The organism is Pseudomonas sp. A014, from assembly GCF_052378495.1.
Lineage (GTDB): Bacteria > Pseudomonadota > Gammaproteobacteria > Pseudomonadales > Pseudomonadaceae > Aquipseudomonas > Aquipseudomonas machongensis.
On sequence record NZ_CP199001.1, the window covers coordinates 175,440 to 192,054 of the forward strand.

At 63.9% G+C, this 16,615-nt stretch carries 15 protein-coding genes and 1 pseudogene; 7 read left to right on the forward strand and 9 right to left on the reverse strand.

The genetic code is table 11. The features are described from left to right. Positions 1-29 precede the first annotated feature (29 nt). Positions 30-1,316: an L-pipecolate oxidase gene (amaA, locus tag ACTYOL_RS00860; RefSeq protein WP_444757416.1), complete on the forward strand. Its 1,287-nt coding sequence runs from the start codon at positions 30-32 to the stop codon at positions 1,314-1,316. Between the two features lie 42 nt (positions 1,317-1,358). Here the strand turns inward: amaA and ACTYOL_RS00865 are convergent, their stop codons facing one another. Beyond that, positions 1,359-2,786 (reverse strand): mechanosensitive ion channel domain-containing protein, encoded by a 1,428-nt coding sequence (locus ACTYOL_RS00865; protein ID WP_444757417.1) that lies wholly within the window; start codon positions 2,784-2,786, stop codon positions 1,359-1,361. 235 nt (positions 2,787-3,021) lie between these two features. On the opposite strand from ACTYOL_RS00865, the gene ycaC (ACTYOL_RS00870) reads away from it, so the two are divergent. The 3 genes from ycaC (ACTYOL_RS00870) to ACTYOL_RS00880 all read left to right on the forward strand — a co-directional run bounded on the left by ycaC (ACTYOL_RS00870) (position 3,022) and on the right by ACTYOL_RS00880 (position 6,298). Next, a complete protein-coding gene (gene ycaC, locus ACTYOL_RS00870; protein ID WP_054893711.1) occupies positions 3,022-3,651 on the forward strand; it encodes an isochorismate family cysteine hydrolase YcaC in 630 nt (209 codons plus the stop codon). A 58-nt stretch (positions 3,652-3,709) separates the two neighbouring features. After that, positions 3,710-4,261 carry an antibiotic biosynthesis monooxygenase gene (locus ACTYOL_RS00875; RefSeq protein ID WP_054925746.1) on the forward strand — a complete coding sequence of 184 codons (552 nt, stop codon included), beginning with the start codon at positions 3,710-3,712 and terminating at the stop codon, positions 4,259-4,261. A gap of 198 nt (positions 4,262-4,459) precedes the next feature. Next, positions 4,460-6,298 (forward strand): amidohydrolase, encoded by a 1,839-nt coding sequence (locus ACTYOL_RS00880; protein ID WP_444758124.1) that lies wholly within the window; start codon positions 4,460-4,462, stop codon positions 6,296-6,298. Positions 6,299-6,301: 3 nt separating this feature from the next. Here the strand turns inward: ACTYOL_RS00880 and ACTYOL_RS00885 are convergent, their stop codons facing one another. Then, a complete protein-coding gene (locus ACTYOL_RS00885; RefSeq protein ID WP_444757418.1) occupies positions 6,302-7,213 on the reverse strand; it encodes a LysR substrate-binding domain-containing protein in 912 nt (303 codons plus the stop codon). Positions 7,214-7,346: 133 nt separating this feature from the next. Here ACTYOL_RS00885 and ycaC (ACTYOL_RS00890) point away from each other — a divergent pair, with 133 nt between their 5' ends. The 3 genes from ycaC (ACTYOL_RS00890) (at position 7,347) to ACTYOL_RS00900 (ending at position 9,463) form a co-directional block, all read left to right on the forward strand. Beyond that, positions 7,347-7,976, forward strand: a complete 630-nt coding sequence (ycaC, locus tag ACTYOL_RS00890; protein WP_054893711.1) for an isochorismate family cysteine hydrolase YcaC — start codon at positions 7,347-7,349, stop codon at positions 7,974-7,976. 115 nt (positions 7,977-8,091) lie between these two features. Beyond that, positions 8,092-8,910, forward strand: a complete 819-nt coding sequence (locus ACTYOL_RS00895) for an alpha/beta fold hydrolase (RefSeq protein WP_444757419.1) — start codon at positions 8,092-8,094, stop codon at positions 8,908-8,910. A gap of 268 nt (positions 8,911-9,178) precedes the next feature. Further along, the gene (locus ACTYOL_RS00900; RefSeq protein ID WP_444757420.1) at positions 9,179-9,463 is read left to right on the forward strand and encodes a HigA family addiction module antitoxin; all 285 of its coding nucleotides are present in this window, start codon (positions 9,179-9,181) and stop codon (positions 9,461-9,463) included. 90 nt (positions 9,464-9,553) lie between these two features. Here the strand turns inward: ACTYOL_RS00900 and ACTYOL_RS00905 are convergent, their stop codons facing one another. From ACTYOL_RS00905 to ACTYOL_RS00935, 7 genes and pseudogenes are all read right to left on the reverse strand, one after another. Continuing rightward, on the reverse strand, positions 9,554-11,341 hold the full coding sequence (locus ACTYOL_RS00905; RefSeq protein ID WP_444757421.1) for a monovalent cation:proton antiporter-2 (CPA2) family protein: 1,788 nt from the start codon (positions 11,339-11,341) through the stop codon (positions 9,554-9,556). Positions 11,342-11,562: 221 nt separating this feature from the next. After that, positions 11,563-12,579, reverse strand: a complete 1,017-nt coding sequence (locus tag ACTYOL_RS00910; RefSeq protein WP_444757422.1) for an alpha/beta hydrolase — start codon at positions 12,577-12,579, stop codon at positions 11,563-11,565. A 33-nt stretch (positions 12,580-12,612) separates the two neighbouring features. Beyond that, complete coding sequence (locus ACTYOL_RS00915; protein ID WP_065861739.1) at positions 12,613-12,867, reverse strand: DUF2790 domain-containing protein; 255 nt, start codon at positions 12,865-12,867, stop codon at positions 12,613-12,615. A gap of 143 nt (positions 12,868-13,010) precedes the next feature. Further along, a pseudogene (locus ACTYOL_RS00920) lies at positions 13,011-14,497 on the reverse strand (YifB family Mg chelatase-like AAA ATPase). A gap of 380 nt (positions 14,498-14,877) precedes the next feature. Beyond that, on the reverse strand, positions 14,878-15,735 hold the full coding sequence (locus ACTYOL_RS00925; RefSeq protein WP_444757423.1) for a hypothetical protein: 858 nt from the start codon (positions 15,733-15,735) through the stop codon (positions 14,878-14,880). Positions 15,736-15,783: 48 nt separating this feature from the next. Then, a complete protein-coding gene (locus ACTYOL_RS00930) occupies positions 15,784-16,035 on the reverse strand; it encodes a DUF3077 domain-containing protein (RefSeq protein WP_153772506.1) in 252 nt (83 codons plus the stop codon). 27 nt (positions 16,036-16,062) lie between these two features. Then, positions 16,063-16,311: a hypothetical protein gene (locus ACTYOL_RS00935; protein WP_054893665.1), complete on the reverse strand. Its 249-nt coding sequence runs from the start codon at positions 16,309-16,311 to the stop codon at positions 16,063-16,065. Positions 16,312-16,615 lie beyond the last annotated feature (304 nt).

The window sequence follows — 16,615 nt, forward strand, 5'->3', positions numbered from 1 at the left end:
AACAAGAACAATATTGCTGGAGCCGGGCCATGTCCGAACTGCGTCAAGAATGTCTGTGGGAATCGATCACCCAACCGACCGTTGCTTCACAGGCCCTGGCCGGTGAATACAAGGCCGATGTCTGCGTGATCGGCGCAGGAATCACCGGTCTGTCGGCGGCGATCCACCTGCTCGAACAAGGCAAGTCGGTCGTCCTGCTGGAGGCGTGGAAGGTTGGGCATGGCGGTTCCGGGCGCAATGTCGGGCTGGTCAACGCCGGGACCTGGATCCGTCCCGACGATGTCGAGGCGACCCTGGGGCTGGAGCAGGGCGGGCGCTTGAACAAGGTGCTTGGCGAGGCGCCCGGTGAAGTCTTCGCCATGATCGAACGCCTGGGCATCGACTGCCAGGCTCAGCACAAAGGCAACCTGCACATGGCGCACAACGCCACGGGCCTCGCCGACCTCGAAGCACGCCACGAGCAATGGCGCCGCCGTGGTGCCGACGTGGAACTGCTGCGGGGGGCCGAGTGCCAGGAATACTGCGGTACCGACAAGATTTCCGCCGCGCTGCTCGACCGCCGCGCTGGCACCATCAACCCCATGGGCTACACCCAGGGTCTGGCCGCCGCGGTGCAGCGTCTGGGGGGTAAGCTGTTCCAGCAATCGCCGGTCGAAGGCCTGACACGTGATGGCGACGGCTGGCGAGTCGCCACCGACCGTGGCAGCGTGCGCGCGGACAAGGTGGTGATTTCCACGGGCGCCTACACCGAGGGCGACTGGAGCCATTTGCAGAAGCACTTCTTCCGCGGCTACTACTACCAGGTCGCCTCCAAGCCACTGCAGGGGGCGGCGGCCGACAGGATCCTGCCCCATGGCCAGGGCTCGTGGGATACCCGCACCGTACTCAGCAGCATCCGCCGCGATGATCAAGGTCGCCTGCTGCTCGGCAGCCTGGGCCGGGTCGACAACAAGCCGGCGTGGTTCGTGCGCAGTTGGGCCGATCGAATCCAGAGCCATTACTTCCCCGAGCTGGGCAAGGTCGAGTGGGAGGTGCACTGGACCGGTTGCATCGACTTCACCCCCGACCACCTGATGCGCCTGTTCGAGCCGGCGTCGGGGGTGGTGGCGGTGACGGGCTACAACGGTCGTGGCAATACCACGGGCACGGTGATTGGCCGGGCCCTTGCGGAGTTTCTGCTCAAGGATGATCCCGACCACCTGCCGATCCCGTTCTCGCCGATGAAACCGGTGAGTGCGCCTTCGTTGCGCACGGCCTTCTACGAGTCGGGCTTCTCGCTGTATCACGCTGGGCAGTGCTTGCGCGTGGTGTTGTGATTGCGCTGGCCCTTTCGCGGATAAGTCCGCGAGAGGGCCCGCTTATTTGTGCAGCCAGCTCAGGAAGCCACCCTTCTTCACCGCTGCCGGTTTCTGCAGCAGCAGTGACTCCCGGCTCTGCAGCCTGAAGCGCTGCAGTTTGTTCAACGCCTGTACCACTTCGCCGCGCTCTGCCAGGCAACTGCGCACCTGCTCCTTGTCGATCCGGTACAGCAGGCAGCCAGTCAGGGTGCGGAACTCGGCGAACGAGCTGTCCTCGTCCATGATGCCCTCGATCCCCAGCACTTCCCCCGGCCCCATGCGCCCGGCCTCCACCTGCTTGTCGCCATTGCGGATCGATGCCTGGACCACGCCGCTGCCGATCACCAGCAGGTGATCGGACTGTTCGCCGACATCCAGGATCACCTGGTCGGCCAGATACTCCACCGCCATCATGCGCTGGCTGAGGGCATCGCGCTCCTCGCTGCTCAGCGAACGGAACACCCGCACTTCGTCGAGCAGCTCACGCTGTCGGCTGCGTGGGGTCACGGCGAGGTCGAGGTTCCACATCACGCCGCTGGCCTCGAGATGGCGGTGGGCGAGGTCGAACAGCTGGTTGCGTACTTCGGTCTTGTGCGCCGCGTCGGCGATAAAGCCGCTGGCCTCGTATTCCACCGATTCCAGTGTCGAGGCTTTCACCGACACCTTCGCTGCGGGTGACGGGAGCAGTGCGCTGGTGCCTTGCAGGGCTTTTTCCAGCGCATCGAACACCCGCTTGGGGCGGATTCTGGCGGGTACCACCACACTGATCGAAACTCCGTGGCGGTCGGCAGGCCGGCTGTGGTTGAGCAGGCGCGCCTTGGCTGCCACCGAGTTGGGAATCACCGCCAGGCTGCCGGTGCCGGTGATCAGCCGCGTGGCGCGCCAGTCGATATCCACCACCTTGCCCTCGGTGCCGTCGATCGAGATCGAGTCACCGATCTGGTAGGGCCGCGTGGTGTTGAGCACGATGCCGGAGAACACGTCGGCCAGGGTGCTCTGCAGCGCCAGGCCGATGACGATGGCCATCACCCCGGAGGTCGCCAGCAACCCCTTGACCGGCAGTTGCAGGACATAGGCTGCCGCTGCCACGGCCGCGGCGAGAAAGATCAGCGCCCCCACGACATCCTGCAGCAGGCGTCCGCCGTGACTGCCGCGGGCGATCATCAGCAGGCCGAACACCACCGTCACCGTGCGCGCGCCGAACAGCCACCAGCCGATGGTCAGCACCGTGGCGATCAGGTTGCGCGCGACATCGTCCGCCCATGGCGGCGGTTGCAGCGGGCTCATGCCGGCAGCCAGCAGAACCGCGCTGAAGATGACGAAGATGCCCAGGCGCGTGACGATACGCCAGGCGCGACGCTCCAGCGGGATCAGTTGCCAGAGCAGCAGGTCGAGGAAGATCAGGCAGATACCCAGCAGCAGGGGATAAGACTGGATGAAGGCCAGCATGGTGGTCTCGGGGGGCTAGGGGAGGGCTGAGGGGTAGTAAAGAGCAGGTTGGTTGCCCAGGCAATGGGGCATCTGTGGGAGAGGGTTTGCCCGCGAACAGGACTGCACCGATTTGATCGTTCCAAAAAAGGAACGCTAAGGCTGTTTTTCACTATCTACCGCAAGAAATGCAATGTTTTTAATCTGTGCCCATGCAGTCGAGACAACAACCCAACCCATCCGAAGGAGCACGACCATGAGCCAATTCACCTACAACCGCCTGAACAAAGACGACGCCGCCGTACTGCTGGTCGACCACCAGGCAGGCCTGCTGTCGCTGGTTCGCGACATCGAGCCGGACAAGTTCAAGAACAACGTGCTGGCGCTGGCCGACCTGGCCAAGTTCTTCAACCTGCCGACCATCCTCACCACCAGCTTCGAGCAAGGCCCCAACGGCCCGCTGGTGCCAGAGCTCAAGGCGCTGTTCCCGGACGCGCCCTACATCGCCCGCCCTGGCCAGATCAATGCCTGGGACAACGAAGATTTCGTCAAGGCGGTGAAGGCCACCGGCAAGAAGCAGCTGATCATCGCCGGTGTCGTGACTGAAGTGTGCGTGGCCTTCCCGGCACTGTCGGCCCTGGCCGAGGACTTCGAAGTGTTCGTGGTGGCCGATGCCTCCGGCACCTTCAACGAGATGACCCGCGATGCCGCCTGGCGCCGGATGGAAGCTGCCGGTGCGCAACTGATGACCTGGTTCGGCGTGGCCTGCGAGCTGCACCGTGACTGGCGCAACGACGTCGAAGGCCTGGCCGCGCTGTGCTCCAACCACATCCCCGACTACCGCAACCTGATCACCAGCTACAACGCCCTCACCGCGGGCAAGTGAGCCGCCCCGCCAGGCGCCCTCTGCGGCGCCTGGTCAACTTTTGCTCAGGTATTCAGCAATGAACAACAGCAGCGTGGTCACCCTGGTGATCCAGCACAAGGTCCGGGCCGATGCCCTGGCGCACTACGAGACCTGGTTGCGTCATACCGTCGGGGTTGCCCGCCGCCAACCGGGTCATCTGGACGTGAACGTGATCCGCCCGGACGACAATGGTGGTCAGTTCACCACCGTGGTGCGTTTTGCCGATGCAGGACAACTGCGTGCCTGGGTCGATTCACCGGAGCGCCAGCGCCTGGTCGCCGAAGTGCTGCCGCTGCTGGAGGAGGGTGACCAGACCCGTATCCACGATGACCCGGAGTTCTGGTTCACCCCATCCAGCACGGCAGCTACACAGCCTGCGCGCTGGAAGCAGGCGGTGCTGACTTATCTGGTTATCTGCCCGATGACCTTGCTGGTGCCCCTGTTGCTGGCGCCGCTGTTCGCAAAGGTGCCGCCGCTGGGCGGGCCGTTGGCGAGCAACTTGCTGGTCAACCTGTGCGTCATCCTCCCGGTGGTGTTCTTCATCATGCCGTGGGTGACGCGCCGCTGCGCCGGATGGCTGCGCCGTTGAGCGCACGCCTGACGATCCACTGCTAGCGTTCAATCGCCCGATCACCACCACCGGACGGAGAGCACCATGAACCAGGACCCCACCGACAAGAGCCGCCGCCGTTTCCTCGCCAACAGCACCCTGCTCGGTGCGGCCGGCGCGCTCTGGTCCGCACTGCCCTTCACCGATTCCGCCCATGCCGACATTTCAGGAGATCCCATGACCGCCGACCTCATTCTGTTCAACGGCAAGCTGCACACCGTCGACCGTGAAAAACCGACCGCCACTGCCGTGGCCATCAAGGACGGGCGCTTCGTCGCCGTGGGCAGCGATGCCGAGGCCATGGCCCACAAGGGCAACAGCACGCAGATCATCGACCTGAAGCAGCGCGCGGTGATCCCGGGTCTGAACGACTCGCACCTGCACCTGATCCGCGGCGGCCTTAACTACAACCTTGAACTGCGCTGGGAAGGCGTGCCATCGCTGGCCGATGCCCTGCGCATGCTCAAGGAGCAGGCCCTGCGCACACCAACGCCGCAATGGGTGCGAGTGGTGGGTGGCTGGAACGAATTCCAGTTCGCCGAAAAACGCATGCCTACCCTCGAAGAAATCAACCAGGCTGCGCCTGACACGCCGGTGTTCATCCTTCACCTGTACGATCGGGCGCTGCTCAACCGCGCGGCGTTGCGTGCTGTCGGCTACACCAAGGACACACCCAACCCGCCCGGTGGCGAAATCCAGCGCGACAAGTTCGGCAACCCGACCGGCATGCTCATCGCCCGTCCCAACGCGACCATCCTCTACGCCACCCTGGCCAAGGGGCCGAAGTTGCCGTTGGAGTACCAGGTCAACTCGACCCGTCAGTTCATGCGTGAGCTCAACCGCCTCGGCCTGACCAGCGCCATCGACGCAGGTGGCGGCTACCAGAACTTCCCGGACGACTATTCGGTGATCCAGCAACTGGCCGACAACGACCAGCTGACCGTGCGCATCGCCTACAACCTGTTCACCCAGAAACCCAAGGAAGAGCTGGACGACTTCAAGAAGTGGACCTCCAGCGTGAAAGTTCACAGCGGCACCGACTTCCTGCGCCACAACGGCGCTGGCGAGATGCTGGTGTTCTCCGCTGCCGACTTCGAGGACTTCCTCGAGCCGCGTCCGGACCTGCCGCAGACCATGGAAGAAGAGCTGGAGCCGGTGATCCGTCACCTGGTCGAGCAGCGCTGGCCGTTCCGCCTGCATGCCACCTACGACGAGTCCATCTCGCGCATGCTCGATGTGTTCGAGAAGGTCAACCGCGACATCCCGTTCAACAACCTGCCGTGGTTCTTCGACCACGCCGAAACCATCTCGCCGAAGAACATCGAGCGGGTGCGGGCGTTGAATGGCGGGATTGCCATCCAGGACCGCATGGCCTTCCAGGGTGAGTATTTCGTCGACCGCTACGGCGCCAAGGCCGCCGAGAAGACCCCGCCGATCCAGCGCATGCTCGCCGAGGGTGTGCCGGTCGGTGCCGGCACCGATGCCACCCGAGTGTCGAGCTACAACCCGTGGACGTCGCTGTACTGGATGGTCAGCGGCAAGACCGTTGGCGGCCTGGAGCTGTATCCGGAAGGCCTGAGTCGCGCCACGGCGCTCGAGCTGTTCACCCATGGCAGCGCCTGGTTCTCCAGCGAGCAGGGCAAGAAGGGGCAGATCAAGGTCGGGCAGTTGGCTGACCTGGCGGCGCTGTCGCTGGACTTCTTCAGCGTCGAGGAAGAGGCGATCAAGAGCATCGAGTCGGTGCTGACGGTGGTGGATGGCAAGGTGGTGTACGGCGCGGCGGAGTTCGACAAGCTCGGCCCGGCGCAGATTCCGGTGGTGCCTGAGTGGTCGCCGGTGGCCAAGGTGCCGGGCCACTGGCGTGCCGGTGCGCCGCTGGCGGCGGCTGTACACCAGTGCGTCGGGCCGTGCGGGGTGCATGCGCACAGCCATGAGAAGGCACGCCATTCCAGCGTGCCGGTGAGCGACTATCAGGGCTTCTGGGGAGCGCTGGGCTGTTCCTGCTTCGCGTTCTGAAGCTCAAGCCATATCACTGACCGCAAACTCCTCGGCCAGATGGTCGATCAGCGAGCGTACCGAAGGCAGCAGCCCGCGCCGCGACGGAAAGATCGCATGGACGATCCCGCAGCGCGGCTGCCACGCCGGCAACATCTCCACCAAGCGCCCCTGGGCCAGGTCCTCGCGCACCGCCACCCGCGGCAAGTGCGCGATGCCCACCCCCGCCACCACGAAGTGCCGCAGCGCGAACAGATCATCGGTGACCATGCGCGGTGTGTGCGCGATCACCAGCTTGCGCGCCATGTCCTCCCCCTGGAACAACTCCCATTGATACTTCTGCTGCGCCGCGCCCCAGTGCAGGCTCGGCAGCGAGCTCAGTACCTGCGGTTCGAAACCTTCGGGCAGCTGGGCGAGAAACGATGGATGGCCCACCAGGCATTGGGTGCTGTTGCTCAGCACCTTCATCACCATGTCGGTGTTCTCCAGCGGCGGGAAGCGCACCCGTAGCGCCACATCGAAGCCTTCATGCAACAGGTCGACGCGACGGTTGGTGCTCTCGATGAACAGCTCCACCTGCGGGTACTTGAGCATGTAGCGGGTGAGCATCGGCCCGACCCAGGAGTTGAGCAGGGTGGTGGGGCAACTGATTCGCACCAGACCACGTGGTTCGCTGCGGTTGCGCTCGATGATCTCTGCCGCGCCCTCGGCTTCCACACGCATGGCCAGGCAACGGTTGTAGTAGGCCTGGCCGATCTCGGTCAGCGAACAGTGGCGGCTGGTACGGTGCAGCAGGCGAACGCCAAGACGGTCTTCCAGGTCGGCGATGCGCCGACTGAGTTTCGACTTGGGCATGTCCAGCGCCCGGCCCGCCGGGGCAAAGCCGCCATGCTCGACGACCTGGGTGAAGAAATAGAGGGAATTCAGGTCTTCCAAGATCGTTCTCCAAACAGAACGCTACAGACAATTTTTGCAGTCTACCGCATCAAAGGTGATGTTTTTAATCTGTACTCATCAACGCGCAACACCCCACTTACCGCACATCGAAGACACATTGGGAGTACAGACCATGAGCCAATTCACCTACAACCGCCTGAACAAAGACGACGCCGCCGTACTGCTGGTCGACCACCAGGCAGGCCTGCTGTCGCTGGTTCGCGACATCGAGCCGGACAAGTTCAAGAACAACGTGCTGGCGCTGGCCGACCTGGCCAAGTTCTTCAACCTGCCGACCATCCTCACCACCAGCTTCGAGCAAGGCCCCAACGGCCCGCTGGTGCCAGAGCTCAAGGCGCTGTTCCCGGACGCGCCCTACATCGCCCGCCCTGGCCAGATCAATGCCTGGGACAACGAAGATTTCGTCAAGGCGGTGAAGGCCACCGGCAAGAAGCAGCTGATCATCGCCGGTGTCGTGACTGAAGTGTGCGTGGCCTTCCCGGCACTGTCGGCCCTGGCCGAGGACTTCGAAGTGTTCGTGGTGGCCGATGCCTCCGGCACCTTCAACGAGATGACCCGCGATGCCGCCTGGCGCCGGATGGAAGCTGCCGGTGCGCAACTGATGACCTGGTTCGGCGTGGCCTGCGAGCTGCACCGTGACTGGCGCAACGACGTCGAAGGCCTGGCCGCGCTGTGCTCCAACCACATCCCCGACTACCGCAACCTGATCACCAGCTACAACGCCCTCACCGCAGGCAAGTGACCCAGCCAAAGGCCGGTCGTTACGCCTCGTGACCGACCGGCCAGCCGCGCGATGGAATGTTCCTCGCGCCCCGCACTCAAGATCCAGACCTACCCGACTTTCAGGAGATTCCGACATGAGCACACTAGTTACCCGCGATGGCACCGCGATCTATTACAAGGACTGGGGCAGCGGCAAGCCCGTGCTGTTCAGCCACGGCTGGCCGCTGGACGCCGACATGTGGGATGGCCAGATGGAGTTCCTGGCCAGCCGCGGCTATCGCACTATCGCCTTCGACCGCCGCGGCTTCGGGCGTTCCAGCCAGCCGTGGAACGGTTACGACTACGACACCTTTGCTGATGACATCGCCCAGTTGATCGAGCACCTGGACCTGCGTGACGTCACCCTGGTCGGCTTCTCCATGGGCGGTGGCGATGTCACCCGCTACATCGCCAAGCAGGGTAGCGAGCGCGTGGCCGGGCTGGTGCTGCTGGGTGCGGTGACGCCCCTGTTCATCAAGACCGCCGACAACCCCGAGGGTGTCGACAAGTCGGTATTCGACGGTATTCGCGACGGCCTGCGTGCCGACCGTGCGCAGTTCATTTCCGACTTCGCCGCGCCGTTCTATGGCATCAACCATGGGCAGGAAGTCTCTCTGGGCGTGCAGGCCCAGACCCTGAACATTGCCCTGCTGGCCTCGCTCAAAGGCACCATCGACTGCGTGACGGCGTTCTCCGAAACGGATTTCCGCCCGGACATGGCCAGGATCGATGTACCGACACTGGTGATCCACGGCGATGACGACCAGATCGTGCCGTTCGAGACCACCGGCAAGAAAGCCGCCGAGATGATCGAGGGGGCGCAGTTGAAGGTGTATCAGGGTGCACCACACGGCTTTGCCGTGACCCACGCGCAGCAATTGAACGACGACTTGCTGGCGTTTCTGGCGAAGTGACCGGCTGAGGCCGGGCCTGCGCAACTGCGGGATTGAGGGCGACTGGAGACAGTCGCCCTTTTTGCTGTTTGTGTGGTGGGTTTTCGCAGGTATCAGATCACGCCAGTGGATCGGAAGGCTCTCACGCCTTAGGCGGAAAGCTGAAACTCCCCTCCGGAACGCCTTCCCTCCAGAATTGTGCAGTCTGTGTAGAGGGGTTGGTGTTTCGCTTTGTCGGCACTGATGCAGAGCTTGTGGACTATCTGGACTATCACTAGGAGGCACTGTCATGCCCATGCATAACCCCCCCCATCCGGGTGAAGCGTTGCGCGAGGATGTCCTGTCGGCGATTGGCCTGAGTGTCTCTGCGCTTGCTCGTCATCTCGGTTATTCCCGAGGTCAACTGTCCACTGTGTTGAACGGGCGCGCAGCTATCTCCGCCGATCTTGCGTACCGGCTTGAATTGGCTGGTCTGGGCAGTGCCCGCCAATATCTGGCAGAGCAGGCGGCGTATGATCTATGGCAGGCTGCTCATCGTGAGCACCCGCCTATCGTGCGGCTGGGATTTGCTTGAGCCTAAGCTGATTTTGACCCTTCCTGGCACGGCGTCGAGCAGGTGCCGTGTCGCCGCAGGGGCGGCATGGAGGCCCCTGCGGCATACAGCTCAGTCGCTATCCGATTCGAACAACCGCTCCAGCTCCACCCTGGCCTCCTTGGCCGTCTGCATCACCTTCGCCCGGTCATCGCGAACCCGCCCCTGTGCTTCCAGCACCTGCTGGTCATGCTCGGTGAAGCGCTGAATGCGGTCTGCCGCCTGGGCCTCGCTCAGGCCAAGGCCGATCAGGGTCAGGCGGGTCATCTCCAGGCTCGAGTAGAAGGTCTCGCGAATCGGCTCGGCGCCGACGTCGAGCAACTTGTGCACGTGCTGGCGGTTACGCGCCCGGGCGATCACCTTCAGGTGCGGATACTCATGCTTGACCCGCTCGGCGATGCGGATGGTCGCTTCCGGATCGTCGGTGGTGATGACGAAGTACTCGGCCTCGCCGACCTTGGCCGCATGCAGCACCTCGGGGCGCATCGGGTCGCCGTAGAACACCGGGGCCTGTTCGAAGGTGCGGGTCATCTCGATGGCATCGACCGAGGTGTCCAGGGCGATGAAGGAGACTTTCTGGGCCCGCAGGATACGCGCCACGATCTGCCCCATGCGGCCCATGCCGATGATCACCACGCGCGGGGCGTCGGCCTGGATCGTGCGGTATTGCTCTGGCACTTCGCGGGCTGGCGCCGGGCGCTTGATCAGGCGCGAGCTGGCCAGCAGCAACATCGGCGTCAGGGCCATCGACAGGGTGATGGTCATCAGCAGCAGATCGTAGGTGTAGGTGTCGAACAGGTTCTGGTCCTTGCCCAGCTTGAACACCACGAAAGCGAACTCACCGCCCGCCGCCAGCACCAGCCCCAGGCGCAGCGCGCTCAGGTTGCTCAGGCCGCCCACCGCACGGCCGACCAGCATCAGCAACGGCAGCTTCACCGCTACCAGCAGCAAGGTCAGGCCCAGCAACAGCGCGGGTGCCTCCAGCAGCAGGCCAAGGTTGGCGCCCATGCCAACGCTGATGAAGAACAGCCCCAGCAGCAGGCCCTTGAATGGCTCGATCTGCGACTCCAGCTCGTGCCGGTATTCCGAGTCGGCCAGCAGCAGGCCCGCGAGGAACGCGCCCAGTGCCATGGAAATGCCGGCTTCCTCCATCAGCCAGGCGGTGCCGATCACCACCAGCAGCGCGGTGGCCGTGGACACCTCCGGCAGGCCGGTACGGGCGACGATGCGGAACAGCGGGCGCAGCAGGTAGCGCCCGCCGACGATGACGATGGCGATGCTGCCGAACACCCGCAGGCCATGTTCGATGCTGTCGCCGTGGCTGGTGTCCGGGCCGCTGGCCGCCAGCAAGGGCACCAGCGCGATCAGCGGGATTGCCGCGATGTCCTGGAACAACAGGATGGCAAAGGCCAGGCGCCCATGGGGGGCGTTCAGTTGCTTGCCTTCGGCCAGGCTCTGCAGGCCCAGCGCGGTGGATGACAACGCCAGGCCCAGGCCGAGCACCACGGCTGCTGGCAGGGATTGGGCAAAGCCGAACAGGGCGATGGCACCGATGATCGCGCCGGTCAGCACCACTTGTGCCAGGCCTACGCCGAACACCGCCTTGCGCATCAGCCACAGACGTCGTGGGGAAAGTTCGAGGCCGATGATGAACAGCAGCAGGACTACGCCCAGTTCAGAAATGTGCGCCACGCTCTCGGTGTCGCGGATCAGGCCCAACGCTTGTGGTCCGATGGCCACGCCGGCGAGCAGGTAGCCGATGACGGCACCCAGTTGCAGGCGCTTGGCAAGGGGCACGGCGACGACGGCGGCAAGCAGGAAGATCACTGCGGTCTGCAGGATGCTGCCTTCATGTGGCATGGGTAGAACTCCAGGAGGCTTGGATGAAGCGCTGTGTGAGCAGGCGCCGGGGACGGTAGGCATTTTCGTCTCGGCGGGGGGAGGGGGCAACCGTGGGGGATGGGAAGCAGCGTTCCGGATTTGGAGCCTTTGCAGCCCTTACTCGCCTCTTCGCGGGCAAGCCCGCTCCTACAAATGTGGGAGCGGGCTTGCCCGCGAAGAGGCCCGTGAGGCCACTATCGTTATTGCAGATGTTCCTTCAGCGCCTGCGCCGCCTGACTCATCGCGCTACGAGTTCCGGGCACCTGCCCCAGCACGTTCAGCAATCCGAAGTCATGGATCATGCCGTTGTAGCGCACGGCAGTCACCGGCACACCGGCGGCATCGAGCTTGCGGGCGTAGGCTTCGCCTTCGTCACGCAGCACATCCATCTCGGCAGTCTGCACCAGTGCTGGTGGCAGGCCTTTGAGTTGATCCAGGCTGGCCCGCAGCGGCGAAGCATGGATATCGCCACGCTGGCGCGGGTCGGTGGTGTAGCTGTCCCAGAACCACTGCATCATATTGCGGGTCAAGAAGTGCCCTTCGGCAAACTGGTTGTACGACGCATTGTTGAAGTTGGCATCGGTGACCGGCCACAACAGCGCCTGGAACCGCAGCTTGGGCGTACCCGCTTCCTTGGCCTTGATCGCCACCACCGCCGCCATGTTGCCGCCGACGCTGTTGCCGGCCACAGCCAGTCGGCTGCCATCGACACCGATTTCCTTGCCGTGCTCGGCTACCCAGCGGGTCGCGGCGTAGGCCTGGTTGATCGCGGTGGGGAACTTGGCTTCTGGCGATGGCGTGTAGTCGACATAGACCGCCGCCGCGCCGGAGCCAACCACCAGATCATGGATCAGGCGCTCGTGGGTCGGGTAGTCGCCCAGCACCCAGCCGCCGCCGTGGAAGAACATGAACACTGGCAGCTCACCTTTCGCGCCTTGCGGGCGCACCACGCGGATGTCCAGCGGCTTGCCGTCGATCTGCAGGCTGCGACGCTCGACCTCGATACCCGAGAGGTCGACCTTGACGCTGGCCTGCGCACCGCTGAGCACGGCCCGTGCGTCTTTGGGCGCCAAGGTTTCCAGCGGCTTGCCACCACCGGCGGCCAGGGCGTCGAGGAAGCCCTGGGTGGTGTGCTCGACGCCGGGGCTACCGGCGGCGAAGGCGCTGTTGGCGGCGAGGGCCAGCAGGCCGGTGGTCAGGGTGCGGGACAGTTTCATGGTTCAAGCTCCTCTGGTGTCGGGCCGTGGGGTTCAGTTCTGGTTGGCGGCGGTGGTGGGGTGGATGTAGCTGACCTTCTGCACCTGGCCGCTGCTGTCGCGGTAGGTGAGGGTGGCGGCCGAGGCATGGCTGCGGGTGCTGTTCGGGGCATCGACCGCGATGACCTGGGCGATGTCCAGGTTCATGCCGTAGTGGTACGGCGTGGCCTCGATGGACTGGGCGAAGGCGCCTGCAGTGGTGCCGAGGGTCAGGGTGGCGATGGCGAAGGCTTTGCGAAGGGTGGTCATGATCGTTCTCCAAGGGTTCGGTAAGGGGTCAGCGACTGCTTGCTGCTTGAGGTGAATATTGTGCGCAAATGTTTAGTGCGCAAAATATATTTCCACTATAGAGAAGATTGAGAGGGGTAATCGGTGGTTGTGCGGACGTAGGGTCAACTGCCGGGGCGGTATTGCAGGGCCTCAGCCAGATGGGGGCGGGCGATGCGCTCGGCTTGTTCGAGGTCGGCCAGGGTGCGGGCAACCTTGAGCAGACGGTGAGCGGCGCGCAACGAAAGGTTGAGTCGCTCGCACGCGCCCTCCAGCCATGACTGGTCGGCGGCTTTCAGGTCGCAATGTTTGCGCAGGCCTGGCATATCGAGAAACGCGTTGGCACAACCCTGGCGACGCTGTTGCCGCTCGCGGGTCTGGGCGACCTGGGTGGCGACGCTGGCGCTGGTCTCGCCACTGGGCTGGTGGCTGAGGATGGTGCTTTCGCGTGCGACGGTCAGGTGCAGGTCGATGCGGTCGAGCAGCGGGCCCGAGAGCTTGTTGCGGTAGCGCTGGATCTGCTCAGGGCTGCACCGGCAGCGGGCTGCCGGGTCGCCCAGGTAGCCGCAGGGGCAGGGGTTCATCGCCGCTACCAGCTGAAAGCGCGCAGGAAAGCGCACCCGGTCCTTGGCTCGTGACACCACGATCTCGCCCGACTCCAGCGGTTCGCGCAGCACCTCCAGCACACGCCGTTCGAACTCGGGCAGTTCGTCGAGAAACAGCACCCCATGATGGGCCAGGGTGATTTCCCCCGGCTGCGGCCGACTACCGCCGCCAACCAGTGCCGGCCCCGACGCGCTGTGATGAGGATGGCGAAACGGCCGCTGTGGCCAGCAGTCGATCGGTGCCTTGTCGCTGACCGACTGGATGGCCGCAACCTCCAGCGCCTCGTGCTCGTCCAGCGGTGGCAGCAACCCCGGCAGGCGGCTGGCAAGCAAGGTCTTGCCGGTGCCGGGTGGCCCGGTGAACAGCAGGTTGTGCGCCCCCGCCGCCGCGACCAGCAGGGCGCGCTTGGCCGCGATCTGCCCCTGTACTTCGCTCAGGTCCGGATAGGGGCGCGCGCGTAGCATCAAGCCATTGGCGGCATAGGCTGGCAGCGGTGCCTGGCCATTGAGGTGTGCTACCAGCTCCTGCAGGTGCCCGACCGCATACACCACCAGCCCGCTGGCCAAACTCGCCTCCTCGGCATTCTCCCGCGGCACCACCAGTGCCCGCCCGGCCTCCCGCGCCGCCAGCGCCGCTGGCAGCACGCCCTGCACCGGGCGTAATGCCCCGGATAGCGCCAACTCGCCCAGGCATTCGAAATCGACCAAGGTCGCCACCGGCACCTGGCCGTTGGCGGCGAGGATGCCCAAGGCGATGGCCAGGTCGTAGCGCCCGCCATCCTTGGGCAGGCGGCGGGGGCGAGACTCTGGGTGATGCGTCGGGCCGGGTATTCGAGGCCGGAATTGACGATGGCGCTGCGTACCCGGTCCTTGCTTTCCTTGACCGTGGCCTCGGGCAGGCCGACCAGGGTGAGGTTGGGCAGGCCGTTGGCCAGGTGGGTTTCGACGCTGACAGCGGGCGCCAGCACCCCGACCTGGGCGCGGCTGTGGACGAGGGCGAGAGACATGAACACTCCTTGGTCACTGGGGATGCCGCGTCCTGCGGCAGGGGCAAGGATAGTGTCGGTGGCCGGATATGCAGGGGAAAGAGTACGACGGGGTTTTGCCGAGGGCTTGAGGCTCGGTTTCGAGAGGTGGTGGCTTGGCCCCTTGGCGTTTGGTGCGAGTGTTGTGGCGCCGGATGGGAAGCTGTATTTCTATAGCGAGTCGGCGTTGGTGCCCAAGGAGCGGGAGATTCTGGCTGGGAAGGCGGGGTAGTGCAAAAACAACAGGCCAGACGTTATGCACGGTCGAAGTAAGCTCTGGTGGAAAGGGTTGACTTTAAAAATACGCCTGGAGGTGTGGGTTGTTCTATCTGCTTACTGCACCCCCTCCATCCTTCACAGCGCTACATTCGCTGTGCCATTAGCAGATCCAGCAATGACTGCAGTTGATCCTTACTGTGTGACTGCGAGTTCTCGGCGTGCGCAATCAATGTGCTCAGGTCTTGTTCGTAGCTGTCTGGCAGTTGAGCCTCCATGATCGGCGGCAGGCTTTTGTAGTAGTCGAGGATGCCCTTGAGGGTCTTTGGTGACAGATAGCCGTTGCGGTTGTAGTCGTCCATCAATTGCGCAGAGACGGCGCGCGCCCAGGCTTGATACTGATCGTCGGAAGCGGTCAAGGCCGCCCTGCGTTCATTGACTGTGAAGGCGCCGCTCTCATCATGGATGATCAGGGACAACTGTTCGCGGGACAGGCTGCTGAAAGGATTGGCGCCTTTGCCGTCTAGAAAGGCAGTCGCCTGCCGGGCTTGCTGCAAGCGTTGCGGATCATTGGATTGCGGCAGTTCGGCGTCGCGAGCGGTCTTGGTCTGTTCGAATACGGGGCTGTGAATCGGCTGGGTCGCGCGCGCGGCGATGGTCGCCAGGCTCTTGCGGTCATTGCTGGTGTCGCGCTCGGCGGCACGTGTTGCAGCTTCGCTGAGCATCTGCGCCAGTGAAGACAACTTCGCGGTGTCGGTGCTAACCGCTGCCGGTACGGCAGTTGTGTTCGACTTGGCGCCGGCTTTGGCTGACTCATCCAGCGACTTTACCCGACTGTCCTGAGCGTTTGCGGTGGGTGCGGATGGTATGCCTGTGCCATTGATGCTGGTCATGCTGACCTCCTTGTTAACTCGACTTCTCCATTTGAGGCAGTTAACGGCGTGGTGGAGGAATACTTTAATGACCGGACTTTTGCGTTGGTTTTCATGGAAGTGGGAGGTCATTCACTAGCGCCTTCGATGCCGGATGGCATCGAGGCGATTGGCCTGGTCTCAGTCGCCAGCGTTGCGGCTGACTTCAAGATCATTCAACAACGCCTTGGCCAGGGCGCTGAGGTAGTGCAGGGCGGTAATCGCCGCAGGGTTTGCCTCCCCTGTGAACTGATCGCTCAGATCACGTGTACAGCCCACCAGCACTGAGATTTCTTCGATGGCGCGCTCATAGGGGACACCGGGCTGTACGCGGAACATCTCGAGAAAGGTGGCAACACCTGCGGTGGTGCGGCCGGATTGGTTACCGCTCATGTTCATCACTCCTTGACGGGCTCAGGGTCACATCCGGTTCAGCGCATGTTCGATCAGCGCGCGAGCCGTTTCGGCGGAGTGCGCGGCGTTCGACAGCATGTGCAGGCCGGGTACACCGGCATAGGTGCGGCAGTGTTCGTCGATGGTTTCGGCGACACCGCGCAACAGCTCGCTGGCGTGTGCCAGGGCGTCGGGAGGGGTCATGTCGGTGTGGATGGAGAAGTAGGGGTTGTTGATGAGCTTGAGGCGGGGTGGGTCGGGGACGAGCTTTTTCATAACGAAAACTCCATGCCGGTTTAGATGACCGCCACCCGATCCTTCTCACAGATATGAGGGTGGCAGCCGCGCACGAGGTGAGAAGACCGTGGACACGGAGAAACACGGCCAGACCGAAGTCTGCTCGTGCACGGCTGCCATGACTTGGGAGCCAACGTGTCAGGTGGGCTTCTCACACCCAGTCGCCAATGTGGGCGACCCAGCGAAGTTATCCCTGAGGCATTTCCCCGACAATTAAGAGGCTTCCGCAAAGCGCGTAGGATACTTCCTAGTCGCGCGCAATCGAAGGTTTTAGCAGCATGTT